The following is a 26,562-nucleotide window of genomic DNA, read 5'->3' as shown; positions in this document are numbered from 1 at the left end:
CGAGTCATCCCTCAAATGTGTACGCGGGAGAAGTGTCACCACCAAACACGCCCGAATGGTCACCGATCTATTGATGCAGAACTGTCACCGATGTCCTGAGACATAACACTTCTCCACCGCATGTGTGATGTATCGGGACATGGCTGACAGTTCTGCTTCAGGAGGTCGGTGACACTTCCTGCATCAGGAAATTGGTGACAGTCATATGGATTCCAGTCGGTGTCTTCGAAGCCTTCCCGAAGTTCAGGGCTACGGCCGAGCTTGATTCGGATGCAGGTTTTTTGGACCGTCGACGCTTCCGCCCCTAATTGCGGGTATCACCAACGCTATGAACCATGACGCCCTTGGGCGGCCTGAAACGGCCATCCGATCGAGCTGTGCCGAGACACTGTTTCGAGCGATTTGCGGAAGATTCAGGAAATCGAACCTGACGAGGCGCACCAATTTGCGGCTCCCCTAGACTGCAAAAAACATTGTGCCCCAGTGTCGAATTCTGCAAACACGCGGAGCAGTCCCTGCGCGGTACAAGTTGCCACACCCTCCCCCGAATGCAGAGCACATCGGTTGGACCTGAGTTGGGACGCAGGTTCGACGGCGGCCTCAAAGATCTAGGATCGAGGCCGCCGTCTACCGCGTTTGGCCGAAGATAGTACTGTGACCAGTCAACTCTTATGCCGCTGGTCCGTTCTCGAAGCGGATCTGATCAACAAGGATATGGCCCCACGAACCAGAGTTGTTGTCGATGATTTGGATCTGTGCCGTCTGGCCTGCAAGGTCAGAAACATTCCATGAGTTCCAGGAAAGGTGCTCGCTGTTCTGTCCTGTCGCCGTCCGAACAACATGACCTCCGACGATCAGGTTGATCGTCGTTTGGTTGTCGGTCTCGCCAGCTGTTGCATTCGGAGCGTTAGTGAGGACTATCTGGTCAACGATGACGTGACCCCAGGAGCCTGTTGCGTGGTCGATTACTTGAATCTGCGCCTTCTGGCCGATCAGCGAGTGCACGTCCCAGTTGACGCTCGACATCGTCGAGGAATTCGCCCCGGTGGCCGTGCGATAGACCGTCCCGTTGACGAGAAGGTTCACCGCTGCCGACCCTGAGCTTCCCCACGGGTGATTTCCGCCGGCGATCATGAAGTCGATGTAGTCCCGGGTGATTGTGAACTCCGGTGAGGTGATCGCTCCCGTGGATGAATCGCCGCCGCCCGCATAGGTATCCAGGACCTTGGCACCGACTTGGTTGGGAAGCGTTTCTGCGGTGGGCCCTTGGCCGGTGAAGCTGCCCGACGATGTCCATGATGGGCCCCAGCTGGTGCCTTCAAAATCGGCAAATACGTCGGATGGTCGGGGGTGGTTGCCGCCGCCAGCCAAGAAGTTGACGTAGGAGCTGCCGATCGTGAAGGAGGGAGAGGTCAACGTTCCGGTTGAGGTGTCACTACCGACAAAGCTATTCACTAGCTTGTTTCCGACGAACCCGCTGACGGGCTGCTGTCCTGCCAGGGCCCCTGATGCGGGACCTGTGCCGAACGCGCTGCCCGTCGTGGTCCAGGAGCCATAGTTCGACGCCTCGAAATCTGCATAAGGCGATGCTGGCAGCGCGGCCGTGGTGATGTTGGCAAATTCAGTAATCGATATGTTGCTGAACGTTGCACTACCGCCGATCGTGTACAGCGATACCCCGGTGTCGGAGGCGGCAAAGAATGCTTGACTTGATAGCGCGATCTTGCCGTCGTCGAGGAATACTTCGACGCTGCCGTGGTCGACGAGGATTCTTAGGTGTACCGAGGTGTCCCCCGCGGGTAACGGCGCCTGGGACTGCTGAAAGGAACCGAAGGAATATGGAACTTGGTCTGAGCCGCTGCGGTCAAGATAGAGGTTGCCGTTGTAGACGCCGATATTTGTCTTCCGGCTACCGTCTTTGTTGGTGCCGACAGAGATGCCAACATTGTTGAGTGTTGTCCAGTTCACGTCGGCGTCGAGCTCGTACGAGGAACCGTGGTAGTCAAGGTTGGTTGTGCCATTTACGGTTGAATTCGCCGGGAGTATTACCTTGGTCGCAAGATTGGACAGGGCCGGGGTTGGTTGCGAGAGCAGGCTGTAGACCCCGCCCGTCTCGGATTTTAGTGTGATCTGGCGGACGACGGACATCTGGCCGTTGTAATTATCGGTGAAGTCAGTCGGGACAGCGTGAGGCGCGTAGTGCCAGTTGTTCATCCAGCCAATCGCGTATCGCGATGTGTCTGGATTCGATTGATCGGGCCAGGTGACGGCGGCGTACCAGTCCGAACCCCAGTCAAGCCATTGCGGGTCAGTCTGGTCAGTCGTGAACGTCGTTCCGTTCCACGAGCCTGTCCAGTAGGCGTACGTGTCCGGTTTGCCGCTGTAGTCACCCTGCATACTGCCAGCCATCACCCAGTGCCAGGTGCCATCGCTGGCCTTGATCTGGAAAATATCTGGGCATTCAAAACCGCCGATGTTCGGAGTCGTATACGCAAAGTCCGAAGTGTGTGTCCACGTTTTGAGGTCCGGAGATGTGTAGAAGCTGATCTTCTGTTGTCTACCGATGACCGCGACCCACTTGGAATTGCTCGCATCCCACACGATCTTCGGGTCTCGGAACCAGTCGGATGAGTCGGGGTTGGCAATGACCGGTGCGCCGTATTGCGTGAACGTGATGCCACCGTCAGTGGAATACCACAAGTATTGCGATTGTTGAAAAGCATCGCCATCAGTGGGTTGGGTCGCCAGTGCAACGACCGCGCCGGAACCGAAGCCCGCCGTGTTGTTCGTGTCGACCACCGAAGACCCGGTCCAGACTGGAAAGTTCGTGCCTTGCGGCAACGCAGTACCCTCGTCGTTCCACACGGCAGTGTCAGAGCTGGTCGCGTGCTCCCATCCGCCGGGGCCGTTGTCTTGCGAGCTGTGCAGGTAATAGAAGTTGTATTTGCCGTTGACGTACACCGGTCGTTGCGGATCACTGAGCCAGCCGGACGGCGGTGTCAGGTGATATCCCGCACGGAGCGAGCTGGGCGTCGAGGAGCCGGTGGCATGGGCTCCAGCGAGCCGTCCCACAGCGATCGTAGATATTGTGAGCAAAACGATTAGGCCGAGAAGGCCCACCTTCTTCGCGAACGATGACCGTTTCAGCGCTCGAATCATTGCGACCTCCATTGGTCCGAATGGTTAGCTAACGTGCGTTAGCAATGGACCTCAGTGTAGGGTCGCGTTGATGACCCTGCAATAGTCAGGCTACGGAACCGCGTTTTACTAGCGGGCAGGGCACCAAGAGCGGGGTGCAACCAGCGCTACCATGCACGGAACTGAGTACTTCGACAGCGGCCGCGCCCATCCTCTCGAAGGGAAGGGCGACTGTCGTCAGCGCAGGCCGCAGATATGCCGCGATGATCTCTTGGTTGTCGAATCCGACGACGGAGACATCGTCGGGCACGTGAAGCCCGGCTTCCTTGATAGCGTCGTAGGCCCCCATGGCCATGCGGTCGTTTGCACAGAATAAGGCCGTTGGCACCTCACCGCCGTCCAATAGAGTGCGCGCAGCATGGAAACCACCGTTCGCGGTGGCGTGGCCGACCGTGATCATGCGATCGTCCACCTCGATCCTTGCTTCGCGGAGAGCGCGACGGTAACCGGCTTCTCGGAGCCGGGCTGCGGGCATTGCCGTGTCAAGGTTGATGAGTGCAATTCTCTGGTGACCCGCTTCGATCAGATGGCGTGTCGCTGTGAACCCGCCCTGTTCCTCGTCCGGGAGTACCGACGGAAATTCGCCAGATTCCTCGACACAGTGCGCCAGCACAGTCGGCACTTCTCGAGCTGCGGACGGGAGTGCCACGACTTTGTGTGCCTGGGTGGCGTAGATGAGGCCCTCGACCCGGCGTTCGAGGAGCATCTCGAGCGCGGCTTCGTCCCGGGCAGGGTCTCCTTCGGTACTAACGATAAGCAAGAACTTGCCCAGCCTCCACGCGGCCTGTTGCGCACCATTGATGATGCCGCCGGCGAACGGACTCGACGCGATATCCGTGACCAAGCCGATGAGGTTGGTGCTTTCTTTGGCCAACGACTGGGCCATTACGTTCGGCCGGTACCCCAGTTGTCGAGCCGCTTCTCTGACGCGTGCCCTCGTCTCTTCGGGGATACTGATGTCGGTGCGCTCGTTGAGGACGAACGAAACCGTCGACCGGCTAACCCCTGCGTTGCGGGCGATGTCTTGCATCGACACCTGGCGTCTGACCATGTCCCATCTTCACACAGCCCGTCGAGGGGGGGTCCGTCTCGCGGGCGGAATAGATCGTGAATCCGGCGGGACTCAGTGGCATGCGCCATGCAAGTCCCAATCACCCGCGTCCTCCCTGCAGCTGACGCCCGCTGCTCGCTCGATGAGTGTCGCCGAAGCCATCAAGGCCTGTGCCGCCGAGACATTCCTCCCTCATCAATGTCCGCGAGCGTGGGAGGCTCCGCTCCGATTCGCGAGACCGTGATAGCGGCGCATGCTGCGGAGAATTCCCCGATTGACGTGAGGTCTCTCCGCGTCAATGCTCCGATTATCGGACGTTCCAAGATCAGGTCGTCGGTGCTGCCTGATCCGGCGCCGGTACGCTGCAGCGTGGCAAAGATCAGACCACTCATGAAGGAGTCTCCAGCGCCAATGGTGTCGGCAACTTTCGTCGGTACGCCGGCCACTCGTATTCGGTCGTTCACGGTGGAGAGAATTGCGCCATCCGCGCCCAGGGTGATGGCTGCAAGGCCGGGGCCGAGCCGGAGAATGGTGTCAAGTACCGCATCGATTGAGAGCTCAGGGTAGAGCCAGAACGCATCCTCCTCGCTCAGCTTGACGATATCGCAGGACCTGGCCAAAGCCTCGAAGGCAATTCGGACCTCTGTGTGACTGCCGAGGAGTGATGGTCGAATGTTGGGATCAAAGGTCACAATCGCATTTCTCTGGGCGGCCGCGACAACTGCCGCCGCGACGGACGAAGCCCCCGGCTCTAGGAAGGCTGCAATTGACCCTGTATGCAGGAGACGGCCGGCTGGGATGGATTGGGCGTTCGAAAGTGACCAGTGGATGTCAAAGTCGTATGATGCAGTCCCCGATGCGTCAATGTGTGCTGTCGCTGTCGATGTCGGGCCCCGGACGATCGAGCCCGGGACAAGTTCAACTCCAGCGTCGGTGAGCCGACGGCGGATTTGGGCCCCGCGATCGTCGTTCCCTATCGACGTCAGCAGACTCACCGATAGTCCCAGTCGGCCTACGCCGATCGCAACGTTCATGGGCGATCCACCGGGGTGCTCGGACACTCCGACGTGGTTTGCCACGATGTCGGTGAGGGCCTCACCTATGACGACAATCATGCGTGCGGTCCGTTCTGTGCGGCGGTCGGTGGGGTGGTCGTTCGTTCGAGGTTGTAGATTCTGAGCGAGTCAATCGCGCCAGATCCGTGGGTTGCGTAAATGGCGATTTCTCGGCTGGATGGTTCGGGAAAGATCTGATCGGTGATTGTGACGAGTCCGTCCTGAGCGAAGACCTCTACAGATGAATGGTCGACGTAGATGCGCAGTCGAATCTTGCCTCCAGTCAGGTCGGCAGGCGCCCTCTCTTTGGAGGCGAAGTCCGGGTGAAAATCGACGTCCCCGGAATGTCTCCTGTCCACGAAAACCGAGCCGGTCTCAACGTCGTAGCCGATGAATGTGCCTTCGCCCCTGCCACCTCGGACGATGAGCCCAATCTCCCTCGCCGTTCCGGGCGTGAGGGCCGCCTCGATGTGCAGCACGGAGCCCCAGCATTCTTCCGGGAGTGACTCAGCCCCCTCGTCAACCGTCTTGTGGTCGATGGCGAGTGTGACTTCGTCTGGGTCAGGAACGACAGCTATTGCTCTCTGGAGGAGGCGGGGAACGCCACGGACGGTAATCAGGCTCACTTCTCGGGGCAGCGACATTGCACTCTTCCACGGGTGGGTCGGTATGTCGTTCCCATAGTCCCAGTTGTTCATCCAGGCAATCATGATGGGTTTGTCGCCGGGGACACCGCTGAAAGACACCGCGGCATAGTAGTCGCGTCCCCAATCGAGCCAGTTGCATTCTTCTTGCCCCCCGCCTGAGCCCTCGCTGTCCTTGGGGATCGTGCTCTCCGACGTGAACGTCGTGCCGTCGAAGTTCCCGACGAAGTATTGGCCGCCGGATCCGCCCGCGATGCCGCCCGGGTTCAAGTTGACGATGAGTACCCATTTGAGTCGGTCAGGATCGCCATCGACGGCGAGCGGGAACAGATCGGGACATTCCCAGACGCCACCCGTTGCGTTGGCTGGACCGAAACTACTGAGAAAGCTCCATTCCCTGAGGTCATCGGACCGATACAGAACGACCGTTCGATCCTCAGCCTCGACGGCGACCATCACCCAGTAGCGCTCGGAGAGGCCCTCATATCGAAATACCTTGGGATCGCGGAAGTCCCGAGAGTGCCGGTTCAGGACAGGGTTGCCCTCATACTTCGCCCAAGTTGCACCTTCGTCCAGGCTGTAAGCAAGGGACTGGGCCTGAACCCCGGGGAAGGCCGATTGTTCAGTGAATGCGCTCGTGTAGACGGCAACCAGGGGCACTGTTCCGGCACGCCCGAAGCCACTGGTATTGCCTGCGTCGACGACGATGCTTCCCGAGAAGATCTCCTCATTCACGTCGCCCTCGATGGCTACCGGGCGTTCCGTCCAGTTCACCAAATCTGGCGAGGAGGCATGACCCCAGGACATGTTGCCCCAGACGTTGCCTCGCGGGTTGTATTGATAAAAGAGGTGATAAAGCCCTTTGTAGTAGAGAAGCCCGTTGGGGTCGTTGAGCCAATTCTGTTCCGCGGTGTAATGAATCGAGGGTCGGAAACGCTCACGTCCGATAGGGGTCAGAGACACGGCCTCAACCATTCCTGCACCCCGCTTGATGAAGCGCCGCCGGGGAACCGGATCGTCGGCAATCGCTTGCTTGAAAGCCGATATGCCGCTCCTGTGATGCAAGCACCATCTCGCAGCTCGACTTCACGGTCTTGACATTCATTCGAAGATTCACTCCTCATTGACGTTGACGGTTCCACGTGTTTGAAATTTCCAGATCCCGGCGGTGAGGAAGATCTCGGACGCCTTCCGCCGCTTGTCAGATGGATGCGCGCTCGCCGAGCGTTCAGCGTGCACTCACCGGTCTCATTCGGGTCCAGAATCGACGGTCATGAACTCGTATGGCACCGTGGCCTCGCCCGGGACGGCTTAGGAACAGTCATCGGGATCAGGCGGCAGACAGAGGCATGGTGCCTATCCGACGCTGGCCAGGCACAGAGCCGGTCGGGACCCGCGTGCGGCACCGGTTAGGACAGACCACCTCCCAGCCTGGGAAATTACATGTTGGCGGGCGCCTTCTCTTGCCTGGTACTGACAGAGTCGCGTTCTACGACCGGACACACGATCCTGAGGACACCGTTCCCGGGCGCCTCGTCGAGTCCGAGCAGAAGGCGCACGCCTGCGGCCCCGAGTCGATAGTGCGGTAACGCGACGGTTGAAAGCGGTGGCCGGAGGTGTGCTGCAATGACCTCTTGGTTGTCGAACCCGACCACGGCGATGTCCTCGGGAATGGACATGCCGACCTGCCTCAGGCCGTCATACACCCCCATCGCGACACGGTCATTGTGGCAGAAGACCGCGGTCACACCACACTGAACTAAGCCCTCGACGGCCGCGTATCCGCCTTCTTGATCCGGGTATGCATCGAAGACGAGGTTAGGGTCAAACGGGATCCCAGCGGATTCCAGAGCTTCTCGGTACCCTTGAAGCCGCCCGTCCCTCGCGGGAGATGGCGTGGTCGTGTTAAGGAACGCAATTCGTCGATGACCGTGTCTAATGAGAATCTCAGTGGCCGCTCGGCCACCCTGCACCTCATCCGGAACCACTGCCCAGGCGTCCGAGTCGCGGGCGAAGCAGTTCACGAGAACGAAGTCGGTCTCATTCAGCGCGGCGGGCACTTGTGCCACCCGGTGATACCAGGTGGAGTACAGAATGCCCCGCACCTTGTGTTCGAGCATCATCGAAATCGCTTCCTTCTCCGCGGGCTCGTTGCCCTCAGTATTGGCGATTAAGAGCACGTAACCGTGTTTCCACGCCTCGTCTTGTGCTCCGCGGATGATCTGGCCGGCGAACGGTGTCGTGGCAATCGCGTCAGCGACAAGACCGATGAAGCGCGAACTCCCACTCACTAGGTTCTTCGCGAGCGCATTGGGCCGATATCCGAGCACGCGAATAGCGTCGCGAACACGTTTACGCGTGTCCGCGCCGATTCGCGCGTCCTTCTTGTTGTTGACAACGAGGGAAACGGTGGCCACCGAAACCGCCGCAGCTTCAGCCACTTCGCGCATTGTCGTTGGGCGATGTCGAGTTGTGTTCGGTGGCGGATCGGATTCCGCAGGTTGACTGGATCCCTTTTGAGTCGTCATCGAATCTTCCCCACACAGTTCTGGTCGGCGGGTGCGATCACCCCTTCGACCCGCCACTTTCGAGTCCGTAGATCATCGCCTTGTTGAGGATGAGGAACACGAGTAGCAGTGGTGTGATTGTAATGCACACTGCGGCGAAGGTCGCCGTCCAGTCGACCTTGCCCATCGCCCCAATGTAGTTCTGGAGGCCAAGAGGAATCGTCTTAAGTCCCTCGGAGAGCACGAACGTATTGGCGAAAATGAAGTCGTTCCAAATGAAGATGCTGTTGACCATCACCACCGTCACGACGGTATTGATCGAGAGGGGAAGCGTGATCAATCCGAAGATACGGTACGGTCCAGCGCCGTCCAGAGACGCAGCCTCGTAGGTTTCACGGGGGATGTACTCAAAGAACGACGAGAAGAGATAAATCGACATGGGCAGAGAGAACCCTGCGAGAGGGATAATCATCGACTGATACGTGTCGAGGAGGTTCACCGAGGCATAGTCGATGAACAGCGGGACGAGCGCGATCTGGACAGGCACGATGATACCGATCAGAAAGAGTCCCCGGACGAACTTGCTGAAGCGGAAACCGAGAACCTGCAGAGCGTAGGCCGCCATCATCCCAAGGAGCACGATGAGGAGATTGGCGCCCATCGTGACGATGAAGCTGTTGACGATGTTCATACCGAGGTTCCCCGTTGCGAACGCGCGGGCGTAGTTGTCGAACGTGATCGACGACGGCAATGCGAACGGGTTGCCGCTGGCGTAGTCATGCTCTGTTCGCAGGCTGGTGAGGAAGAGCCACGCGAGCGGGTAAACCTGCACGATGACGATGACGACGATCAACGCCGTCGACAGCGTTCGGAACACGCTCGGCTTGCGCCGCCGGCGGCGGGCGCCCCTGGTGATGGGTGAAGTGACGATCGATCTGGTCACCGGGGCGGTTTGGGTGGTCATGCCTCGTCCTTTCTTCTGAGGGTGAAAATGATGAGGCCGACGGCGACGAGGCATTCAACGACAATGAAGACGGACATGGTGCTGGCGTACCCATAGTTCGTGCTCGTGAAGGCGGTCTTATACATGTAGGTGGTCAGCAACTCCGAAGACTGACCAGGACCGCCATTTGTCAGGAGATAGGGGATGTCGAAGCCACGGAGTGCATAGGTCGTTGCCATGATCGTCGTGGTTATCCAGACAGGTCGAATATGCGGGAATCGGATCTTGGTAAATACCTGCCACCGTGAGGCGCCATCGAGGCGCGCAGCTTCCTCGAGTTCCTGGGGGACGGACAAAAGCGCTGCGAAGATGATGAGCATGTACAGTCCGGTGAAGCGCCATCCCTCGGGGATCGATACCGCGGCCAAGACGGAGTTGATGTCGGAGAGCCACGCCCGCTCAAGGTTTCCGAGCCCCACCCAGCCGAGAATCTGGTTGAGGAGACCCACAGGGTCTATGGAATAGATCCGCTGGAACAGGAACGCGATCGCCACGGTGGAGATAACGGCCGGAAGCAGATAGAGCGTCTTGACGATATTGCGGCCGCGGCGAAGTGACGTGAGCAGGCTCGCCACGATCAGAGCGCCGCCGAGCTGGAGCACGAGGCAGATCACGAGGTAGCCCAGCGAGTTGGAGAAGGCATGCCAGAAGACGGTGTCGCCGGTGAACATGTGGATGTAGTTCGTCAGGCCGACGAACTCCATGTCGCTAATTCCGTCCCAAGAGAAGAAGCTGAGAAACAGGGACTGGACGATCGGCAGGAGGACCGCGACTCCGTATAGGAGAAGCGGGGGCACGAGGAAGATCAGGACTGAGAGTCTCGATCGGTTGGGGAGCATGATGAACCTTTCGGTGGGGGGCCGGAGCCCCCCACCTCTCGGAGCTACTTGAAGGCGGCTGGGGCGTTCTGCGCGATGGTTGAGTCCATCGTGCTGACGAATTCGGACGGGTCGGTGTTGCCCTGCACCAGAAGGGTGAGTTCCTGCTGCAGACGCGTGTTCGATGTCGGGTCGAGCTGGGTGTCCCACGGCATCGCGATCTTTGATCCGACGTCGTTGGACTGATCGACGGCCTTCTGGTAGAGCGGAGTCGCGTTTGCCGGAATCGTGGTCGTCACGTTCGTCGTCGGCGAGAGTGCTCCAGTTGCGGCAATGGCGCTAGGGTACTTCGTGAGGGCGAACTTCAGGAAGTCGCGGACCAGGGGATCGTAAGTCTTGGCGTTGACGGCCATCCCGATGCCCGAGGGAGACACGTACTCGTTGGCGTCCGTGACGGAGTTCGCAGTGGTCGGGAGTGTGAAGTAGTCGACGTCACTGCGCACGGCAGGGTCGAGCTTGTCGGTCGCGAGGCTGGAAAGCTCCCAGGTGCCGATGTTATACATGGCCGCTTTACCCGACGTGAATAGGTTCTGTGCGTCCGAGTAGCCAGTTGACGAGAATCCGTCCTCAAAGCACTTGGAGGAACCGAGCTTGCTCAACCAGTCGGCTGCAGCCAAACCTGCCGGGTCGCTGAGCTTCGCATCGCCCTTTTTGAGGTTCTGCACGTAGGTGGGACCTGCTGTGCGGAACGGGTGATAGGCCGCATAGCGCTCGAGCGGCCACTGGTCCTGGCCATCAAGAGCGATGGGAGTGATTCCGGCGTTGCGCAATGCCGTGCACATGGCAGGGATGTCGTCAAGGGATTTCGGGATTGCTACTCCGGCCTTCTGAAGTAGCGCCTTGTTGTACCAGATGAACTCGAGCTGGAACTCGAATGGGATCATGTACAAGGAACCGTCGTCGAAACGCTGGTAGTTGAGCGCCGCCGGCCTGTAGCTGTCATAGAGACCAAGGCTCGTCAACAGTTTGGTAGCGTCGACCATGGTTCCCTGTTTCGCGAGCTTTTGAGCGAAAGGCGTCGCGTCGGTGTCGAACAGCTCGGGGAGTTTGTTCGCGGCCGCGAGCGTCTCGTATTTCTGGATGTAGGACGGTCGGTCCGGTGTCGTGATGAAGTTGAGCGCGAATCCGGGATGGTCCTTCGCGTACTCATCTGCGATCTGCTTCATGACCGTGATGACACCGCCATCGGCCGGCCGTGATAGCAGCCATGAGATCGGTCGTGGGACGATCGCACCGCTGGGATCGATATCGGTCGTTTGGCTTGTGCCGCCGCCGCTGCCGTTGCTACATCCGGCGAGCGCAAGCGCAACGACCGCAGCGATCGCGGTCGTCCTCAGTGTTTTCTTCATTGCTATTCCATCTCCTTTGATTCTGAATCAACAGTGTCGTGCAGGTCTAGTTAGGTTGTGTCGGTCTAGTCAGTGGTGCGCTGACGGACCTCGAATTCGTGCAGGGTCGCAGATCCCTCCCCGACGAATACGCCCAGTCGTCCCTCCGGGCGGTCGTAGATCCGGGTACTGAGGGCGACGTGTCGATCGAGGACGGCAACGCACAAGTCCCCATCGACGACGATTTCCAGAGTGTGCATCCCGGCGGAAAGGTCACAGGGACGTTCAAGTTCGATGGCGAACGGGACATCCCCGGAAATGTGCCATTGGGCATCACCCGTGACAGTGCGCGGCCATCGGTCGAATACGAGACGGTTGCGCTTCGGTTCAAGCCGGATAATGTACGACTGGTCTCCATCGAAGCTCGAACGCAGCAGTAGGCCGCATTCGGTCGTGTCAGGCCCGATCTGGAGTACCGCACGCGCATAGAACTGCGCTGGCAGGATCTCGTCGGAAACAAGCGCCGAGTATCCATCGACGGCGTCGAGCGTGTGCGGCAATGCGCCGTTCAAAGTGACTGGAATGCCATGCCCGAAACTCTCGACGAGTTCACTAGCGAAGGAGAAAGCAAGGGTGCCGTCATCGTTCTGATGCGCCTCAAGCACGGACATGGTCCCGGCCCACTCCCAGGCGCCATCATCATGGGCACCTTCCTTGCTCGCGATCCAGCCAATGAAGAAGCGCCGTCCGTCACGTTCTGTAGTTTTTGAAGCGTAAAAGGCGCGACTGTCGACGGTGTCAAACATCGGCACAAGCCACGGTCCATCCGGACCCTTCGCCATCCGGTAGTGCGTTGTGAAGGACTCCGAGAACTCGGAGTAGACGAGATACCACCAGTCGCCCCACTGGAAGACATCCGGGCACTCGTGCGTAATGTATCGCCGCGGATCCCAGAATGGCTCGGTCGGTTCCCAGCTCAGAAGATCCGTCGAAACGCATTCCGCGATGACCCCACGCCGCCTCTCTGGCCCCTCCGCGTGCCTGGCCGCGAGGAGCATCCTCCACATCCCGCGACTCGTGTCCTTGAACACGAAGGGGTCACGCCAATCGCCGGATTCCAGGCCCGCAGAGGCACCGAACGTGAGCTCGGGATGCTTGGTCCACGTCGTCATCCCATCCGCGCTTGTGGCGTGCATGACAAGTTGGAGCGCGAGGCCGTCTGAACCCAACCGAGCGGGGTTCTGTCCCGTGTAGAACAGATGGTGCACTCCCGACTCGTCGAGGACGATACTCCCCGTGTACGCGTTGAAGTCAGCATCGTCCTCAAGCCCGTGGGCGAGAGAGACGCCCCGATCTTCAAAGCTGACGAAATCCTTGGTGGTGACCAGGCTCCACGACGTCCCCGGTTTTGGATACTCCCGGAGTTCCTGCAAATAAAACAACCAGAACTCACCCTCATGCTCAAAGGGGATGACGTCGCCCACCCATCCATCGTCGGGCTTAAAGAACACTGGTTGGCTCATCTGCGTTGATTCCCATTCGTGATTAATCGTTTGATCATCTAGACAATATCTGACGGATTCGGATTGATCAAGCGTTTAATCAAAAGATCTAGGCAAATCGGGTGCGCGCAATCGTGCAAGGCCGATTCGATAGTGTGACGCACACAGCTCGGGGCCCAGGCGGCGGCAACGCGTCGTTGCATTCCTGCGGACGTCCCTGTTCGTTCGCGTCCTCCACTGAATATTTAATGCCTGCCGGACAGTGGTCCCCCTGGCTATTGCTCCCGGAGGACTAAGCCGACGCCATCGACTCATTCCCCGAGCCTGCTGTGCCGGGGAGGATTCCCCGCTGAAGCATCAAGGGATACAACCCCTGGCTCAGCAGTTTGTCCGAAGCCGTAATAGGACGGGTCCGGATGAGTGCGTCCATCGGTCAAGTCGGAGCTCACGTACCACCTCGGCGATACGTACCCGTTTCGCCTCGGTCAGACCGAGGATCGGGAGCGGCAGGCACGCGTGCGGGGCGAGGCCGAGGTACTCCGCGATGGCAGCGACCACGCGCAGACTGCCTCCGAACTCGGTAAACAGACGCCACAGCGGCGCGAGCCGTTCTGATTCTGCCGCCGCGTCCGCCGCCCGGCCTTCCTGCGCGGCTCGCGTGATTCTGAGTGCGGCCGCAGGGAGGACACCCCCGATGACTGAGTACCAGGCATCACATCCCGCATTCAACCCGGTCGCGGCGAATGCGTCACCGGACACGCCGATCGTGACGTGCTTGGGCACCATGGCCCGGATCGCCGAGACGTGGGCGCGGGCTGCGGCGGGGTCGGGAGGTACGCCGGGGATCTTGATCGACGCGATCCCCGGCAGGCGGGCGATGCGGGCGTAGAGGTCGGTACTGAATGTGAAGTGGGTGGTACCGGGGTTGTCGTAGACGATCACGGGAAGCTCGGTGTGCTCGGTGACGGTGCGAAACAGCTCGAATACGTCATCGTCGGTGAGGGGCTGGTAGCTCATTGGAGCCAGGAGCACTCCCGCGACTCCGGCTTGTTCGGCATGGTCGATGTTCGTGAGGACCTGGGAGGTGCGCAGCGCCCCCACACCCGCGAAAACGGGCGTCTCGCCAGCATGCTCGACGGCAAGACCTACGACGCGGGCACGCTCGTCCGGGGTGAGATAGGCATAGGAGCCGGTCGAGCCCAGCGTTGTGATCGAGTCCACCTTCGCAACGCTCAACCTCTGGATCAAGCCGACAAACGCGTGCTCGTCGACCGCATCGTTCTGAAACGGGGTCAGGGGGAAGGCGCTCAGCCCAGTGAAGATGTTCATACCTCCTCATGGTGCGGGGTGTGTTCGAGACCGAGAGTGAGGGTGGCCTGTCAACACCAACCGAAAAGATGGCTAGTGCTGCCAACTGAAAACAGGTCGCTCTCGTGTGGTACTAGTGTGCCGCAGTCGCGTTGGATTGGTGGCGCTTGAGCCAGCATTCCAGGCTGGGACTGGGGCGATCGTCCTCGCCAGTAGGCTCAAGCCATGATTCGCCTGCGTAAGACGCGTTGGAAGGTCGCATACATCCTTATCGGGGTGATCGCGCTGGCCGCAATCGAAATTGCGATCCAGCCGTTCAGGTTGCCGAATCCGCTGTACGCCGTGGTGGCAAACTCGCTGAGCATCCTGCTCATTTTCGGAGGGGTGCGGTCCTTCCGCGGATTGGGCGAACCGATAGAACCACCCCGCGCCTGGTGGAGGATGACGTCCCGGCCACGAGCCGGGTACATCATCGGATCCCTGTTTGTTTTGAACTCCGCCAATGGCGTGCTCGTTGCGACCACAGGGCCACCGGAGTTGATCTTCAACGTCGCGATCAGCGCGATGGTCGACGCATCACTGGCGTTCTTGTACTTCAGGTCCTCCACCCGGTTGCGAAAAGCGCCTCCGCGCACTGTGCAGGAAGTACCACGCTGGAAGCCACTCAAGAGCTAGTCGGCCTTTCCCTCGGGCACGGATGCCTCCTATGGTCGGAGCATGTCCTTCCCTCACTCAGACCGGTTGACCTTTCGGAACATGACCGATGCTGACCTCGATGACATGGCCGCCATGCTGGCTGACGCGGACGTAATGGAGTACTACCCACGACCCAAGAGCCGCGAGGAGGCCCAGGGGTGGATCGACTGGAACAAGCGCAACTACCTCGAGCGTGGCTATGGTTTGTGGGTCATCGAGACGAAAGCGGGTGAGTTCGTCGGCGACTGTGGCCTCACCTGGCAGGCCGTCAACGGCCGACCCGAACTTGAGGTCGGCTACCACGTGCGGGCAAAGATGCAGGGACGAGGCTACGCAACCGAGGCCGCTTCGGCTTGCCTCGACTTCGCCCGAAACGTCTTGGGGGCAGCTCACCTGGTCGCGATCATCCACCCCGACAACCGGGCCTCAAGACGCGTCGCGGAAAAGATCGGCCTCGAATTCGAAGAGGATGACCGTGGCGGAGCTATAGACGTCCGCTCCGTCTACGGGTTACGTCTGTGACCTGTCCTTCCTAGCCGGATGCTCCGCGAACTGAATTCGCATTAGGTGTGCGTCGTCGCAATGATCGTGACCACAACCACCGCAATGGTGAAAACGGCAAGAATCAGCCATCCCTGCCACGTGCGCGGACCCCAGCCGCCACCCAGTTTCTTCGGACCAAACCACGGTTCATGTTCTGCCACTTCGTCCCCCAAGAAAAGTTGAAATCTTCGTGACGCCGCCGCGGTGCAATCGCACAGTCCCCGCGCTCGCACTCTGCGCGAGCGACACGATGAGGCCACTCTAGTGAGCGCCCTGACCTGACGACTATCCCCCGTTGTCGCGTTCCGCGTGCCCCCGGAGGAAACCCACCCATGCTCCGTTGTTATCGAAGGCCCGAACCACGGTCGCCTTCGGTTCCTCCGAGCTGTGCGCTCGTGGCGAACCGCCCGGTCTTCGCATGTCTGATGCACTTAGCTGTTGAGCGTGACGCACACACTCATCCTTGGCGGGACGGCCTGGCTCGGCCGCGAGATCGCCCAGCAGCTGGTTGAGGCGGGCGAGGACGTCACCTGCCTGGCGCGCGGCGATTCGGGATCGGTAGCCACGGGCGCGACCCTCGTGCGCACGGACCGGCGAGCGTCGGACGCTTACGATGCAGTCAGGAATCGCACCTGGGATGACGTCATCGAGCTCAGCTGCGAAGCCGGCCTCGTAACCGGGGCGTTGGAGGCTCTGGCCGGCACCACCCCGCATTGGACGCTGGTATCTTCCGTCTCCGTGTATGCAAGCAACAGTGAAGCGGATGCCGATGAAGACGCCGATCTCGCCGAACCAACCGACCCGGCTGAGTACGCCCACGCCAAGGTCGCCGCCGAACGGGTCACATCCCGGGCCGTCGGCGACCGTCTCCTCATCGCCAGACCCGGTCTCATCGTGGGGCCGGGCGACACCAGTGACAGGTTCAGCTACTGGGTGGCTCGCCTGGCCCTGGCCTCGCATGAGCCTGTTCTCGTACCCGATGCTCATGGCCGTGCCGCCCAGTTCATCGACGTCAGGGACCTCGCTGCGTGGATCATCGCTGCCGGTCACCTCGGTCTCACGGGCACCTACAACGCTGTCGGCGTCCAACGGGAGCTCGCAGACGTTCTTGCTGCCGCACAGCAGGTCGCAGGCCACGATGGCGAACTCATCTCGGCGGACGACGACTGGCTGGTCGCACACGGAGTCAACTATTGGGCTGGGCCCCGCTCCCTGCCCCTTTGGCTTCCCCGCAGCGCGGATGCGTTCTTCCAACGCAGCCGCCAACGGTTCCTCGAATCCGGGGCGATGGAACGAAGCATCCACGAGACCGTGCACGATGTACTCGCAGACGAACGAATTCGCGGCCTGGGCCGAGAGCGACGAGCGGGACTCAGCAGAGAAGACGAACTCCGCCTTATCGGCGAACTCAGCGAAAGATGAACGAATAGGTCGGGTCCGAAGGCGGTCCGGGCGCTGTCGCTATACTCGCGGCATGCGGATCCGCCCAATAGACCTCGTCGACGTGCTGGTCTATCTCGTGGTGCTGGGAATGTTCATCGAGCTGTTTCCCGACGTCATCTCCGAAAGCTTCCTGTTGGCACTGCTGACGGCGATCCTGCTCAAGGTCGTCCTTGAACTCGTGCTCTTGGTCAAGAAGAATATCGTCGCGCGGATCCGCTCGGCGGAAACTCGTTGGGTTCGAATCGTCAACGTAATCACTCTGGTGCTGCTGCTGCCGGGGAGCAAGTTCCTGGTGCTCGAACTGGTCGCCCTGGCATTCGGAGATGCCGTCCGTCTCGGCGGTTTCTTTCAAGTCACTGTGCTGATCATCGTTCTCATGCTCGCGCGAGGCGGAATACGACGGGCGTTCAGGGTGGTCGACGAGACCGCAGGGTCCGGGATCGATCCGGTTCAGTAGCATGAAACGCATGTCCATCAAGCTTGAGAATGTCGGCATCGCCGTTCGCGACCTCGAAGCAACGATCGCCTTCTTCACCGACCTCGGTCTCACGGTCATGGGCCGTGACGAAGTCAGTGGCGAGTGGACCGACACCGCCGTCGGCCTCGATGGCAACCACGCCAGAATCGCGATGCTGCAGACGCCAGACGGTCACGGGCGTCTCGAGCTCTTCGAGTACATCCATCCCGAAGCGATCGAGACGGAGCCCACTCGTCCCAACGAGATCGGCATGCATCGCATCGCCTTTTCCGTCGACAGCCTCGACAAAGCCCTTGCGATAGCCGCGACGCACGGATGCTTTCCGCTTCGCGGCGTCGCGACCTATGAGGACGTCTACAAACTCACCTATGTCCGCGGTCCCAGCGGCATCATCGTGATGCTCGCTGAGGAACTGAAAAAGAACTGAAGAAGACCTGACCGACTCACAGGGTCACGGAATCAGCCGCCACATTCAACGGCGCCGGTTCGTGCCGCAGGTAGGCGCGACGGAATCGTCCACTTCCCGCGGTCAGGGCCCGGAGATCCATCGCGTACCGCAGTAACTCCGCATCCGGAATCTCGACGGTGACCTCACTCCGTTCCTCTCCGACCGACGTGACCCCGGTCAGGTGACCCCGGCGGCTGGACAGGTCGGTCATCACCGTGCCCACATAGCTGTCCGGCACGTTGATCGTCACCGCGGAGACCGGTTCCAGCAGCTGGATCCGGCTCGCGGCTGCGGCCTCGCGCAACGCCAGCGCCCCGGCGGCCTGAAATGCGGCATCCGAGGAGTCGACGCTGTGCGCCTTGCCGCCGACCAATCTCACCCGGATGTCGACGACCGGGAACCCGGCGGAAACGCCCTTCTGCATTTGTGCCCGGACGCCTCTTTCGATCGACCCGATGTACTGGTTCGGGACCACCCCGCCGACGACCTTGTCGACGAACTCGAAGCCCGCACCGCGTTCGAGCGGTTCGACCTCGATGTCGCAAATGGCGTACTGCCCGTGCCCACCGGACTGCTTGACATACCGTCCCCGCGCGGCAATGGGCCGGGCGAACGTCTCCCGCAGCGGCGTGATGACACCGACGGTCTGCACCTTCACACCCTGGCCGCGCAGCCTGTCGAGCACGACCTCGGCGTGCGCCTCCCCCATGCACCACAGGATCAGTTGGTGGGTTTCGGCGTTCCGTTCCACGCGCAGTGTCGGGTCGACGGCGGCGACCTTCGCCAGGCTCCTCGCAAGCGCATCTTCGTCGCCGTGCGTCGCCGCCTGCACGGCGACGGGCATCAGCGGCTCCGGCATCTCCCAGGGAGTGACCAGCATCGGCCTCTCCGGAGCGGACACGGTGTCGCCGGTCTCGGCGCTCGACATCCTGGTGAGCGCGCAGATGTCACCCGCAACGCAGTACGGTGCCGGGCTGAGGGAAGACCCCATCGGGAACTGCAGGTGCGTCACTCGCTCATCACTGTCGTGGTCCGTTCGGCCCCGATCGACCAGCCCGGATCCACCGATGTGCACGGTCGAGTCCTCCCGGATCGTGCCGGAGAAGACCCGCACCAGGCAGACCCGCCCAAGGAAGGAATCGATGGTGGTGCGCACCACTTCGCCGAGTAGCGGCCCAGCTGGATCGCACGCCAGAGTCTCGATCGGCCGACCGTCCAGCTCCGCCACCGCCGGCACGCCGCGTTCCACCGGCGACGGGAAGGCCCCGGTCAACAGGTCGAGCACCTCAGCCACCCCTACCCCGGTTTCAGCGGATGCCGCCAGCACGGGAAAGAAGGACCCGCGGGCGACGGCGATTTCCACGTCCGCGATCAGGGTGTCGAGGGGGATCTCTTCGCCGCCGAGATAGCGATCCATCAGCGTCTCATCCTCGCTCTCGGCGATGATGCCCTCGATCAGGACGGCTCGCGCCGACTCGGAGTCGGCGCGTTCGACGTCGTTCGCCTGCCGACGGGCGGGACGCGGGGTGCCCGCCGAGTAGTCCGATACCGTTCCGGAGAGCAGCCCCAGCAACCCGGTGATCTCCCCGGCTGTGCGGATCGGCACGTAGACCGGCACCACCGAGGAGCCGAAGGCGCGCTGGAGTTCGGTCAGAACCGTCTCGTAGCGGGCCCGCGGATGATCGATCCGGCTGATCACGACGCCGCGCGGCATCCCGATGCTCTCGCATTCCGCCCAGAGTCCGGATGTGGCCGCGTCGACACCGTCAACGGCGGAGACGACGAACAGCGCAGCATCCGCCGCCCGGAGGCCGGCTCGCAGTTCGCCGACAAAATCGGCGTAGCCCGGGGTATCGAGCAGATTCACCTTCACCTGGTCGACAACCAGGGGAAGCACCGAGAGCGTCACGGAACGTTGCTGGTGGATCTCGGACGGATCGGAATCGCTCACCGTCGTGCCGTCGACGATCGACCCCATCCGGTTGATGGTGCCGGTGGCCACAAGGAGCGCTTCGGAGAGCATCGTCTTACCAGCCCCCGAGCGGCCGACCAGGGCAACGTTGCGGATCTTCTCCGGACGATCCGGTGGTGCCGTCGTCCCATTGGACGAGCCGTGTGTGCCTTTTCCGGACATGAGCAGCTCCTGACGTCGTTGTCTCGACTTTCCCGCACCGTTGTAGTCGATTTGACACCCGAGCAGGACCGGACGGCAAGGACGGGGTCGGTCGCGTTCCCGGGAGAGATCACACGCGCGTCGCTGCGGTACCGGCGTTGTAGGTGATGGCGTCGAGGTTGTATTCGAGGTAGACGAACTCGCCCGACGGGGCGGTTGGATGCCAGCGGCCTTCACCATGGGCGGCGAGTCGGCGGGAGCCGAACGCACGATAGTCCCGTACCGGCGTCGACCACGGTTGCGGCGTGAAGGTCGAGCCATCGCGCGAGGTGCTCATCCGGTCGTCCGAGCGGAAGTCGACGAGATCGCCGTCGCGAAAGGTCAGGTCGGCGCTCACGGTCTGCGCACCGTTCGTGAATACGCCCTTGGCATGAGTGTCGTCGATCTGCTGCCAGGCAATCGGCGCGTCGATGAGTGCCGCCGGGGCCAGAATGCACAGGTCGTTGAACAGGGTCACGGTCTCCGCCCGGTCCATCTCAGGCCCAGCGGCGTTCACCATCCGCAGCAGGGAGCACAGCTTGACGCGCATCGTGGCGGACCGGCCGACGAACACGTGCAGTACGTCGACCGGCAGGCCGAACATCGTGGCGTCCATCCAGAACAATCGACTGGGCGTTGGGCCGTACGTGTTCACCTGCTCGCCGGTGTAGGTCATCCACCGTGATGTCGCGCTTGCGCGGATCCGGCCGTGGATCGTGGCACGCAGGGTCGAAACCCGGGGCTTGCCGACAGCGCCGGAGCGGCGAATATGCTCGGCGACCAGTGCCGGGAGATGAGCCAGGTCAGATTCCGACACCAGCGCGCCCGTGTCGGGTTCGGCTTCACGCAGCGCGGTTGCGACACGACGCCGGTACTCGGCACGGTAGCTTCTCGGTCCGTTCGACGCGAACTCGTAGCCGAGCGCCGCGAGCAGCACGAGGTTGGCGAGGGTTCCCGCCTTGGCGTCGCTCCACGAAGTCAGTATCACGGTCTGGGAGATCAGCAGGCCGATGATTCCGGCGACCCACCACATCCGTGCGCGGGCCGCGAACAGCACTCCTGTCGCGACGAGCATGATCGCGGCGGCGAGCCACACCACGCCGAGCGCCGGCGCGATCGGCTCGGTCAGCGTCGCCACCTCGGCCCAGGCAAGACCGTGGGCAGCGCCGAGGAGGTGGAGCGATCCGTGTGCGATCAGGATCAGGACGACGAACCACCGCGCGAGGGTCCTCACGGGAGCACCGCCCGCACTCGGTAAACGGGAAGGGGGTCTACACGAGTGCGCAGACGTCGAGTGGTCGAGTTGCCGGTCATTCGCCGGGGCCCGTCCCAAAGCGGGCGAGCACCAGATCGACGGCCGCGCGCGCGTAGCCGGGTTCGATCGGCGCACCCGTGATCAAAAGGCTGAAATACAACGGCCCGGCAAGCGAGTTGAGCACGAAGTCGGTGTCCGTATCGGCGGCGAGCTCGCCGGAGGCGATTCCGCGCTCGACGGCAGAGCGCCAATCGAGTTGGTTGGGCTCGATGATCAGCTCGCGATAACTGGTGGCGAGCACGGGGTCGGCGGCCATCTCTGCCACCAGGCCGGGCAGAACGCGCCCCAGCGGAGTCCGGGTCAGGATGTCGATGAGCCGTTCGGTCAAGAAGAGCAGGTCGCCGGCGGCGCTGCCGGTCGCGCTGCTCCGTGCCGGACGCATTTGGGTCACCATCGCCTCGACGACGAGCTGCGACTTCTGCGACCACCGTCGATAGATGGCGGGTTTACTCACGCCGGCCCGCCGGGCGACCTCCGCCACGGTCAGGCGGGCATAGCCGACCTCAGCGAGCAATTCGATCGTGGCTCGCAGAATCGACCTGTCCGTGCCCGGATCGCGTGGGCGGCCCACATCGCTGCCCCGACCGCCGGGCCGGCGCGGCGCCATCGGTGACTCGGACACCAGAACCGCCTTCCCTTTTACGTTCCTATTAGTAACGTAACTGATGTCGTCGAGTTACGCAACGAGGCGTTACGGAACCGCCTCGCGCTTACCTGTAACCTCATCCCCAAGCCGGCCGGCCCCCTGGGGGTTCTTGACACGGTGGCGATTGGCCTGCATGGTGCTCGATGAGGCGGCTCAGCGCCGCGACGGAAGGAGTTCTCGTGACCGGTCGCATCCACATCGACCTGTTCTCCACGCTCGACGGAGTCTCCCAGGCTCCCGGGGGCCCTGAAGAAGACACCGACGGCGGGTTCAGGTTCGGAGGCTGGCAGGCGCCCCTGATCGACGAAGCAGACGGTGCCCAGATAATGGCAGGAATCCAGACCATGGACGCCCTGCTTCTGGGGCGGCGGACGTATGACATTTTCGCCGGGTATTGGCCAGACCAGCTCGACGGGTCCGCGTCCGAAATCGCACACAAATTCGACGCGATCCCCAAATACGTCGTGTCCCGGGGCACGCCGGACCTCACGTGGCGCGACTCACACCAGCTCGGTCGCGACCTCGCCGCTGAGCTGGCGGTGCTGCGCGGGCGGCACGAGGAGATCCACGTGATCGGCAGCATCGACTTCGCCCGCACTCTCGTCGCGGACGGCTTGTTCGACCAGCTGAACCTCTGGGTGTACCCGATCGTGCTGGGTGCGGGCAAGCGCCTCTTCCCACCCGACGGGCCGCCTGCGTCCCTCGAACTACTCGGCGCCGGGACTCCGTCGGAGAAGGGCACGATTCTCCTGCGCTACGGCTGGAAGGGTTCGACCCCGGAGACCGGCGACATGACCTGAGAAGACTGCTGTCAGATTCACGACCTCGCGCGGAGCCCGACCCGACTGTCGGTGGCCCGGTAGACACTGGACACATGAAGATCGTCATGGTTCCGCCATTGCTCTGCTCTCCCCTCGCTTACGCACCGGTGATCAATACGGTCTGGTCGCGCGGTCAGGTCACCCTGGCCGATACCCGTCACGACGATACGATCGCTGCCATGGCGGAACGAATCCTCCGCGAGAACGCCGGTGAAATCGCTGTTCTCGGAACAAGCATGGGAGGGTACGTCGCCTTGGAAGTGGTCCGGCAGGCACCCGACCGGGTCACTGCCCTCGCCCTTGTGAGCACGACCGCCCGAGCCGACACCCCGGAGCAGATCACCGCGCGGTCCCGGCAGTCCACACTCGTCGAGAACGGACATTTCGACGCTCTCGTCGACGCCGCCTTCCCCGGTGTCGTCTCAGCAGACAACGAGTCTGACGAAACGCTGCTGGCGACGTGGCGAGCCATGACGGCGCCCGTCGGCCCGGCCGCTTTCCTTCGCCAGCAGCGTGCCGTCGTTCAGCGCGCTGACCTCCGCTCGATACTGCCGTCCATAACCTGTCCCACAGCGATCATCCATGGAGCCGCGGATCGTCTGATCGCCCGCGACGCTGCCGAAGAGACCGCCGCCGCAATGCCTGCAGCCACAGTCACCATCATCGAGGGCGCCGGTCACTTGCTCTTTCATGAACAGCCAGCAGCAGCACGCAACGCCGTAGCCGCCTGGCTCGAGTCAGTGTGAAGCAGCCGTAACCGTCCTCGAACCGTTGCGAGCGGCACACGCTGGCCCGATGAGCCACGGAATGCACGGAGGCTAGCGCGGGGCGAGCCTCCGGTGCAGGCTGAGCGCATGGGCAATCCCGTCGTGCACTTCGAACTCATCGGTCCCGACCCGGCCAGGTTGCGTGAATTCTATTCGGCGCTGTTCGGCTGGGATGCACCCGCGGGCGCCCCGGTGGCACCCGCGATTTCCGCATCCGCTGAATACTCGTTCATCACCCCGGAACCCGGCTGGGCACCGGCAGCCGGCGGAATCGGCGGGGGCGAGGGATTCGCCCCGCACTCGATCTTCTACGTCGGCGTCGCGAGCGTGAGCGACACGCTCGCGGCCGCCCAGCAGCTGGGTGGAACCGTCGCTCTCGGGCCGCAACGCAATGAAGGCGGCGATATCACCATCGGACACCTCCGGGACCCCGCCGGAAACCTCATCGGCGTCGCCGGCCCCGCTTGACCGATCCTGACGTTGCTGGGGATAGATCTTCTGGCGCGGTGACCTAGCGGTTTTCGTCCCCGCCGCGCGTCCCCGCGTCAGAGCCTTCGCGATCTTCGATCGTCCGGAGTATCCAGGCTCCGGCGATCAGAAGTACGCCAAGCGGAAGCAGAAGGTCGCTCAGCGGTCCGCCCAGGTAGACGACGAAGTCTCTCAGGAAGGTCGAATCTCCCTGAATCGTCTGGGTCCAGGTCGAGATGTTCAGCTGGACGACAAAGCCGATCGCCGCGAGCACGAGTCCGAGAATGAGTGCGGCGCGAGACGTGAGCCGCAGCGGCCAGGTCGGCGCATCTTCCGCGGCTTCCAGTGGATCCCTGATGGTGACCACTGCTTTGTCCGCCAAAGCGCGCACGACCACCGACGCGACCATCAGGGCCATCCCCAACGGCAGCAGAACGCCGGGGAACAGCACTCCCACGAGCCGCACCAGATCACTCGACAGCCAGTCCGGGTTTACGGCGCCGAACAGAGACGTGTACAGCAACCTGACTGCGACAAGTCCGAGAACGGTCAGAACCAGACCGATCCAGAATCCGCGGGCGGGAGTCAGGGTGCGGGCCATCCTCGATCCCTTCACAGGCCTCTCTGGCCTTTTTCGACATCCGCCTGGAATTGCGCGAACGCCTGCGACAACTCAGGATTCGAACCCCTAAGCTCGCGAGCCGCTGCCCTCGCACGCGGCCGGGCAGAGAGGAGGTAGAACGCGGCAAGCACGATGACCGCCAGCACCAGTCCCCCACCCGCTATCAGCACAATCATCAAGCCACCTGCAGTCATGAAGAATCCTTCCCCGATTCCGAAACCACTGTCCGCCAAGCATCACACGAATCGCCGGTCAATGGCGCTTTATTCTGACGGCGTGAATACCCGGGTCAGGCCAGGGCGGATGGTGTCTCTGCCTGGCGGACGAGGGAGGCCAGCTCGGCGCGGTTCACTGCCCCCATCTTGCGCAGCACGTTTGCGACGTGGAACTTGACCGTGTTCTCGCTGATCGACAGGGCCTCCGCGATCGCGCGGTTCCGCGCCCCGGTTGCCACGAGGTCGAGCACGGCCTGCTCCCGTGCCGTCAGCCCCCATCCGGATGCCTGCGCGATCGCTGACGAGGGCGGATCGAGGGGAAGGGTGACGGAAATGTCCGAACCCCAGCCGGGCGTGGCATTCACGTGCAGGTCGCCATCGAGAGCCGCCACCCGGGCGACGAGCTGGCGCACGCTCGGCGTCTCAGTGGACAGGTCGCCTGGGCCGTCATCACGAATATTGATCAGCAGGTTGTGGCCGTCGCAGTCCCACTGCACCCGCACTCGGGCGACCCCGGGCTGATCGACCAGGGCGAGGACGGCACCGCGGACGATCGCGCGCCCGGCGTGGGCGACCTCACCCGGCAACGCGCGGCCGTTGACGGGCGGTTCGATGAACTGAATGTCGAGGTCCCCGAATCGGGCCAGGGGCCTCAGGTCGTTTCGGAGCCGCTCGAACGCCCGGGCGACCGGCTCCTCGGAGAGGATACGGTCGCGGTCGCTCACCGCGCGCAGCTGCACCATGGCGGCGACGGCCAGGTCGATCGCCGTGTGCCGCGCGGCAGCGTCCCCGGTCTGGCGCGAACGCAGAACCGCGAGCAGCAGCTCCAAAGTCGTGGAGTGGGCATCCGTCAATTCGGCGATGAGCGTGGCCCGGTCACGCGACGCCATCCGCGAATCGCGCAGGTAGTCCGGCGCGGCCACGACGACCTGGTTGCGGATGCCCGACGCGACCAGTTCCCAGAGTGCGGCGACGAGGTCCCTCGTTTCACGAACTCCCCTCGGGGTCGCCCCGGTCAGGTCGGGATCGGTCAGGACCAGAAGGGCACCTGTCGAAGCGATCCAGGCCGACATCGTTCGCCCCGACCGGGCCAGCATCGCCCGTTCGGTCCATATCGATCCGCCTCGCGCCGCAACGGTATCGCGGAGAATGTCGAGTTCCGCGATGGTGACGTGGTCGATGACCTCCGCCTGGCCGGCTTTCTTCTGTGGGCGCCCCGTGCAGTCCTCGGTGAAGATCACCAGGGCTCCGTGCGGGATGCGCTGCTGCAGCAGGGCGGAGAAGGCCCCCGCAATGCCGAGCAGCGGGCTCGCGAGTACCTGCCGGAGCTCGATGAGCAACTCGATCGAAGGGGACCTACTCGCTTCTGACATAGATCAACCCTACTCAAAGTGCGGCAACCTACCCGAAGGAGTAGTCACATCCGCTCGTTCGGGTGGCCTGAGACGCGAACGGTGCAGCGCACGATCGAGAG

General features: G+C 62.2%; 24 protein-coding genes. 7 read left to right on the top strand and 17 right to left on the bottom strand.

Annotation, left to right across the window (positions count from 1 at the left end):
* Positions 1 to 669: 669 nt before the first annotated feature.
* The 11 genes from E3O46_RS12885 to E3O46_RS12835 form a co-directional block, all read right to left on the bottom strand.
* A complete protein-coding gene (locus E3O46_RS12885) occupies positions 670 to 3,159 on the bottom strand; it encodes a glycoside hydrolase family 32 protein (RefSeq protein ID WP_134561822.1) in 2,490 nt (829 codons plus the stop codon).
* An 85-nt stretch (positions 3,160 to 3,244) separates the two neighbouring features.
* Positions 3,245 to 4,249: a LacI family DNA-binding transcriptional regulator gene (locus tag E3O46_RS12880; protein WP_134447129.1), complete on the bottom strand. Its 1,005-nt coding sequence runs from the start codon at positions 4,247 to 4,249 to the stop codon at positions 3,245 to 3,247.
* A gap of 161 nt (positions 4,250 to 4,410) precedes the next feature.
* Positions 4,411 to 5,364, bottom strand: a complete 954-nt coding sequence (locus E3O46_RS12875; RefSeq protein ID WP_134561821.1) for a carbohydrate kinase family protein — start codon at positions 5,362 to 5,364, stop codon at positions 4,411 to 4,413.
* Positions 5,361 to 6,923 (bottom strand): glycoside hydrolase family 32 protein, encoded by a 1,563-nt coding sequence (locus E3O46_RS12870; protein ID WP_134561820.1) that lies wholly within the window; start codon positions 6,921 to 6,923, stop codon positions 5,361 to 5,363. The genes E3O46_RS12875 and E3O46_RS12870 overlap by 4 nt, the downstream gene beginning before the upstream one ends.
* A gap of 464 nt (positions 6,924 to 7,387) precedes the next feature.
* The gene (locus E3O46_RS12865; RefSeq protein WP_134447135.1) at positions 7,388 to 8,476 is read right to left on the bottom strand and encodes a LacI family DNA-binding transcriptional regulator; all 1,089 of its coding nucleotides are present in this window, start codon (positions 8,474 to 8,476) and stop codon (positions 7,388 to 7,390) included.
* A 37-nt stretch (positions 8,477 to 8,513) separates the two neighbouring features.
* Positions 8,514 to 9,419, bottom strand: coding sequence for a carbohydrate ABC transporter permease (locus tag E3O46_RS12860; protein ID WP_134561819.1), 906 nt, complete (start codon positions 9,417 to 9,419; stop codon positions 8,514 to 8,516).
* Positions 9,416 to 10,297: a carbohydrate ABC transporter permease gene (locus tag E3O46_RS12855; RefSeq protein WP_134447139.1), complete on the bottom strand. Its 882-nt coding sequence runs from the start codon at positions 10,295 to 10,297 to the stop codon at positions 9,416 to 9,418. Before E3O46_RS12855 ends, E3O46_RS12860 begins: the two co-directional genes overlap by 4 nt.
* 44 nt (positions 10,298 to 10,341) lie before the next feature.
* Positions 10,342 to 11,685 (bottom strand): ABC transporter substrate-binding protein, encoded by a 1,344-nt coding sequence (locus E3O46_RS12850; protein WP_134447141.1) that lies wholly within the window; start codon positions 11,683 to 11,685, stop codon positions 10,342 to 10,344.
* Positions 11,686 to 11,750: 65 nt separating this feature from the next.
* Positions 11,751 to 13,187, bottom strand: a complete 1,437-nt coding sequence (locus tag E3O46_RS12845; RefSeq protein WP_134447143.1) for a glycoside hydrolase family protein — start codon at positions 13,185 to 13,187, stop codon at positions 11,751 to 11,753.
* A 357-nt stretch (positions 13,188 to 13,544) separates the two neighbouring features.
* A complete protein-coding gene (locus E3O46_RS12840; protein WP_134561818.1) occupies positions 13,545 to 14,495 on the bottom strand; it encodes a dihydrodipicolinate synthase family protein in 951 nt (316 codons plus the stop codon).
* Positions 14,496 to 14,692: 197 nt separating this feature from the next.
* On the bottom strand, positions 14,693 to 15,082 hold the full coding sequence (locus tag E3O46_RS12835) for a hypothetical protein (protein WP_134561817.1): 390 nt from the start codon (positions 15,080 to 15,082) through the stop codon (positions 14,693 to 14,695).
* Between the two features lie 109 nt (positions 15,083 to 15,191).
* On the opposite strand from E3O46_RS12835, the gene E3O46_RS12830 reads away from it, so the two are divergent.
* The 4 genes from E3O46_RS12830 (at position 15,192) to E3O46_RS12815 (ending at position 18,061) form a co-directional block, all read left to right on the top strand.
* On the top strand, positions 15,192 to 15,692 hold the full coding sequence (locus tag E3O46_RS12830; protein WP_134561816.1) for a GNAT family N-acetyltransferase: 501 nt from the start codon (positions 15,192 to 15,194) through the stop codon (positions 15,690 to 15,692).
* Between the two features lie 465 nt (positions 15,693 to 16,157).
* Positions 16,158 to 17,135: an NAD-dependent epimerase/dehydratase family protein gene (locus tag E3O46_RS12825; RefSeq protein WP_134561815.1), complete on the top strand. Its 978-nt coding sequence runs from the start codon at positions 16,158 to 16,160 to the stop codon at positions 17,133 to 17,135.
* 52 nt (positions 17,136 to 17,187) lie between these two features.
* Positions 17,188 to 17,613: a hypothetical protein gene (locus E3O46_RS12820; protein WP_134561814.1), complete on the top strand. Its 426-nt coding sequence runs from the start codon at positions 17,188 to 17,190 to the stop codon at positions 17,611 to 17,613.
* 10 nt (positions 17,614 to 17,623) lie between these two features.
* Positions 17,624 to 18,061 (top strand): VOC family protein, encoded by a 438-nt coding sequence (locus tag E3O46_RS12815; RefSeq protein WP_134558731.1) that lies wholly within the window; start codon positions 17,624 to 17,626, stop codon positions 18,059 to 18,061.
* A gap of 16 nt (positions 18,062 to 18,077) precedes the next feature.
* On the opposite strand, the gene E3O46_RS12810 is transcribed toward E3O46_RS12815, so the two are convergent.
* From E3O46_RS12810 to E3O46_RS12800, 3 genes are all read right to left on the bottom strand, one after another.
* A complete protein-coding gene (locus E3O46_RS12810) occupies positions 18,078 to 20,216 on the bottom strand; it encodes an elongation factor G-like protein EF-G2 (RefSeq protein WP_134561813.1) in 2,139 nt (712 codons plus the stop codon).
* A 109-nt stretch (positions 20,217 to 20,325) separates the two neighbouring features.
* Positions 20,326 to 21,468, bottom strand: coding sequence for a DUF6544 family protein (locus tag E3O46_RS12805; protein ID WP_134561812.1), 1,143 nt, complete (start codon positions 21,466 to 21,468; stop codon positions 20,326 to 20,328).
* Positions 21,469 to 21,544: 76 nt separating this feature from the next.
* Positions 21,545 to 22,171 carry a TetR/AcrR family transcriptional regulator gene (locus E3O46_RS12800; protein ID WP_134561811.1) on the bottom strand — a complete coding sequence of 209 codons (627 nt, stop codon included), beginning with the start codon at positions 22,169 to 22,171 and terminating at the stop codon, positions 21,545 to 21,547.
* A gap of 203 nt (positions 22,172 to 22,374) precedes the next feature.
* On the opposite strand from E3O46_RS12800, the gene E3O46_RS12795 reads away from it, so the two are divergent.
* The 3 genes from E3O46_RS12795 to E3O46_RS12785 all read left to right on the top strand — a co-directional run bounded on the left by E3O46_RS12795 (position 22,375) and on the right by E3O46_RS12785 (position 24,251).
* Positions 22,375 to 22,995 (top strand): dihydrofolate reductase family protein, encoded by a 621-nt coding sequence (locus E3O46_RS12795; protein WP_241987414.1) that lies wholly within the window; start codon positions 22,375 to 22,377, stop codon positions 22,993 to 22,995.
* A gap of 74 nt (positions 22,996 to 23,069) precedes the next feature.
* On the top strand, positions 23,070 to 23,762 hold the full coding sequence (locus E3O46_RS12790) for an alpha/beta fold hydrolase (protein WP_134447165.1): 693 nt from the start codon (positions 23,070 to 23,072) through the stop codon (positions 23,760 to 23,762).
* Positions 23,763 to 23,870: 108 nt separating this feature from the next.
* On the top strand, positions 23,871 to 24,251 hold the full coding sequence (locus E3O46_RS12785) for a VOC family protein (protein WP_134561809.1): 381 nt from the start codon (positions 23,871 to 23,873) through the stop codon (positions 24,249 to 24,251).
* A 43-nt stretch (positions 24,252 to 24,294) separates the two neighbouring features.
* Here the strand turns inward: E3O46_RS12785 and E3O46_RS12780 are convergent, their stop codons facing one another.
* From E3O46_RS12780 to E3O46_RS12770, 3 genes are all read right to left on the bottom strand, one after another.
* Entirely contained in the window at positions 24,295 to 24,852 is a 558-nt protein-coding gene (locus E3O46_RS12780; protein WP_134561808.1) for a hypothetical protein, read from the bottom strand.
* A gap of 11 nt (positions 24,853 to 24,863) precedes the next feature.
* A complete protein-coding gene (locus E3O46_RS12775) occupies positions 24,864 to 25,067 on the bottom strand; it encodes a hypothetical protein (protein WP_134561807.1) in 204 nt (67 codons plus the stop codon).
* A gap of 95 nt (positions 25,068 to 25,162) precedes the next feature.
* A complete protein-coding gene (locus tag E3O46_RS12770) occupies positions 25,163 to 26,461 on the bottom strand; it encodes a LuxR C-terminal-related transcriptional regulator (protein WP_134561806.1) in 1,299 nt (432 codons plus the stop codon).
* Positions 26,462 to 26,562 lie beyond the last annotated feature (101 nt).

Origin of the sequence: Cryobacterium glucosi (assembly GCF_004402235.1) — a bacterium.
Classification (GTDB): Bacteria; Actinomycetota; Actinomycetes; order Actinomycetales; family Microbacteriaceae; genus Cryobacterium; species Cryobacterium glucosi.
The sequence above is the reverse complement of the archived record's forward strand: the minus strand, read 5'-3'. Positions and strand labels throughout refer to the sequence as shown.

Excerpts from the sequence above, each read along its gene's own strand:
- E3O46_RS12785 (WP_134561809.1), top strand. The coding sequence starts at position 23,871 with ATGGGCAATCCCGTCGTGCACTTCGAACTCATCGGTCCCGACCCGGCC.
- E3O46_RS12880 (WP_134447129.1), bottom strand. The coding sequence starts at position 4,249 with ATGGTCAGACGCCAGGTGTCGATGCAAGACATCGCCCGCAACGCAGGG.
- E3O46_RS12850 (WP_134447141.1), bottom strand. The coding sequence starts at position 11,685 with ATGAAGAAAACACTGAGGACGACCGCGATCGCTGCGGTCGTTGCGCTT.
- E3O46_RS12885 (WP_134561822.1), bottom strand. The coding sequence starts at position 3,159 with ATGATTCGAGCGCTGAAACGGTCATCGTTCGCGAAGAAGGTGGGCCTT.
- E3O46_RS12845 (WP_134447143.1), bottom strand. The coding sequence starts at position 13,187 with ATGAGCCAACCAGTGTTCTTTAAGCCCGACGATGGATGGGTGGGCGAC.
- E3O46_RS12830 (WP_134561816.1), top strand. The coding sequence starts at position 15,192 with ATGTCCTTCCCTCACTCAGACCGGTTGACCTTTCGGAACATGACCGAT.
- E3O46_RS12780 (WP_134561808.1), bottom strand. The coding sequence starts at position 24,852 with ATGGCCCGCACCCTGACTCCCGCCCGCGGATTCTGGATCGGTCTGGTT.
- E3O46_RS12770 (WP_134561806.1), bottom strand. The coding sequence starts at position 26,461 with ATGTCAGAAGCGAGTAGGTCCCCTTCGATCGAGTTGCTCATCGAGCTC.
- E3O46_RS12840 (WP_134561818.1), bottom strand. The coding sequence starts at position 14,495 with ATGAACATCTTCACTGGGCTGAGCGCCTTCCCCCTGACCCCGTTTCAG.
- E3O46_RS12860 (WP_134561819.1), bottom strand. The coding sequence starts at position 9,419 with ATGACCACCCAAACCGCCCCGGTGACCAGATCGATCGTCACTTCACCC.
- E3O46_RS12865 (WP_134447135.1), bottom strand. The coding sequence starts at position 8,476 with ATGACGACTCAAAAGGGATCCAGTCAACCTGCGGAATCCGATCCGCCA.
- E3O46_RS12875 (WP_134561821.1), bottom strand. The coding sequence starts at position 5,364 with ATGATTGTCGTCATAGGTGAGGCCCTCACCGACATCGTGGCAAACCAC.
- E3O46_RS12810 (WP_134561813.1), bottom strand. The coding sequence starts at position 20,216 with ATGTCCGGAAAAGGCACACACGGCTCGTCCAATGGGACGACGGCACCA.
- E3O46_RS12820 (WP_134561814.1), top strand. The coding sequence starts at position 17,188 with ATGCGGATCCGCCCAATAGACCTCGTCGACGTGCTGGTCTATCTCGTG.
- E3O46_RS12815 (WP_134558731.1), top strand. The coding sequence starts at position 17,624 with ATGTCCATCAAGCTTGAGAATGTCGGCATCGCCGTTCGCGACCTCGAA.
- E3O46_RS12775 (WP_134561807.1), bottom strand. The coding sequence starts at position 25,067 with ATGACTGCAGGTGGCTTGATGATTGTGCTGATAGCGGGTGGGGGACTG.
- E3O46_RS12870 (WP_134561820.1), bottom strand. The coding sequence starts at position 6,923 with ATGGTTGAGGCCGTGTCTCTGACCCCTATCGGACGTGAGCGTTTCCGA.
- E3O46_RS12790 (WP_134447165.1), top strand. The coding sequence starts at position 23,070 with ATGAAGATCGTCATGGTTCCGCCATTGCTCTGCTCTCCCCTCGCTTAC.
- E3O46_RS12855 (WP_134447139.1), bottom strand. The coding sequence starts at position 10,297 with ATGCTCCCCAACCGATCGAGACTCTCAGTCCTGATCTTCCTCGTGCCC.